This is a genomic window from Seonamhaeicola marinus (genome assembly GCF_008085455.1).
In genome coordinates this window covers 1-1,283 of the sequence record NZ_VSDQ01000020.1, presented here as the reverse complement: position 1 = coordinate 1,283, position 1,283 = coordinate 1, and the positions used below count along the sequence as shown (strand labels likewise).

Genomic DNA, 1,283 nt, shown 5'->3' with positions numbered 1-1,283 from the left:
AGTAGTTGTTGAAGGCACACCCGAAGAAGTTGCTAAACATAAAAAAAGTTACACTGCTAAATTTCTTAAAAAAGAATTAAATTAGTCTGCACTACTATCAAAGCAAAACAATGTATTTTGCAAGTGTGTTTTCAGAAAAAAATAAAATAAAATATTGAAAATTATATGAGAAAAGAACTGCACCACAAAGGTTGGAACGAAATTAAAACAAACGATTCTTGGGCAATTTTTAAAATAATGGGAGAATTTGTTAATGGTTTTGAAAAAATGAGTAAAATAGGACCTTGTGTATCTATTTTTGGCTCTGCAAGAACAAAACCAGACCACAAATATTATAAACTTACCGTTGATGTTGCCGAAAAAATTGTACAATCTGGTTACGGTGTTATTACTGGTGGTGGCCCTGGTATTATGGAAGCAGGAAATAAAGGAGCGCACCTTGGTGGCGGCACATCGGTTGGTTTAAACATTGAATTGCCTTTTGAACAACATGACAACCCATACATAGACCATGATAAAAATTTAGATTTTGATTATTTCTTTGTGCGTAAAGTTATGTTTGTTAAATACTCACAAGGTTTTGTTGTTATGCCTGGTGGTTTTGGTACACTTGATGAACTTTTTGAAGCCATCACACTTATTCAAACACATAAAATTGGAAAGTTTCCAATAATTTTAGTGGGCACAGACTTTTGGGAAGGCCTTCTAGATTGGGTTAAAAAAACACTTTTAGATACCTTTAATAATATTAGCCCTAGCGATTTAGATTTAATTCACCTTGTTGACACTGCTGAAGAGGTTACTGAAATTTTAGATAATTTCTACAAACAATCGCAGCTTAGTCCTAATTTTTAAAAACACATAAAGCTACAAGCTAATTAATACTTACATAAAGTGATGTTAAGCTTGTAGTTTACTTATTTTGCTATATTGCAACCCCTTCAATATACTATTAACCTTTAATGTTTGCTAAATTTGAAGTTTCACTTTTTTAATTTTTTATTAATATCATTTACCTGTTGTTTACACAGTTTTAGTCAGAATAAAATTGACATAAAAGCTGCTTTTGATGTTGATAATAGAAACATAAAAATTTCACAAAACATAACATATTTCAACACTTCGCAAGACACATTAAAAACAATATACCTAAACAATTGGAGTAATAGTTACGCTACAAAAAAAACACCTTTAGCTAAACGTATTGCAGATGAGTATATAAACGATTTTCACCTTGCAAAAAGTGATGAACGTGGTTATAGTGTTGTAACTTCAATAACCCA

The 1,283-nt window shown here is 30.9% G+C and carries 1 protein-coding gene and 1 pseudogene; both read left to right on the top strand.

The window, feature by feature from the left end:
* Positions 1–165 precede the first annotated feature (165 nt).
* A complete protein-coding gene (locus tag FUA24_RS00165) occupies positions 166–855 on the top strand; it encodes an LOG family protein (RefSeq protein WP_147130726.1) in 690 nt (229 codons plus the stop codon).
* Between the two features lie 120 nt (positions 856–975).
* Positions 976–1,283 (top strand): annotated as a pseudogene (locus FUA24_RS00160) (metalloprotease); the annotation flags it as partial.

Coding starts and splice junctions, on each gene's coding strand:
- FUA24_RS00165 (WP_147130726.1), top strand. CDS start 166: ATGAGAAAAGAACTGCACCACAAAGGTTGGAACGAAATTAAAACAAAC.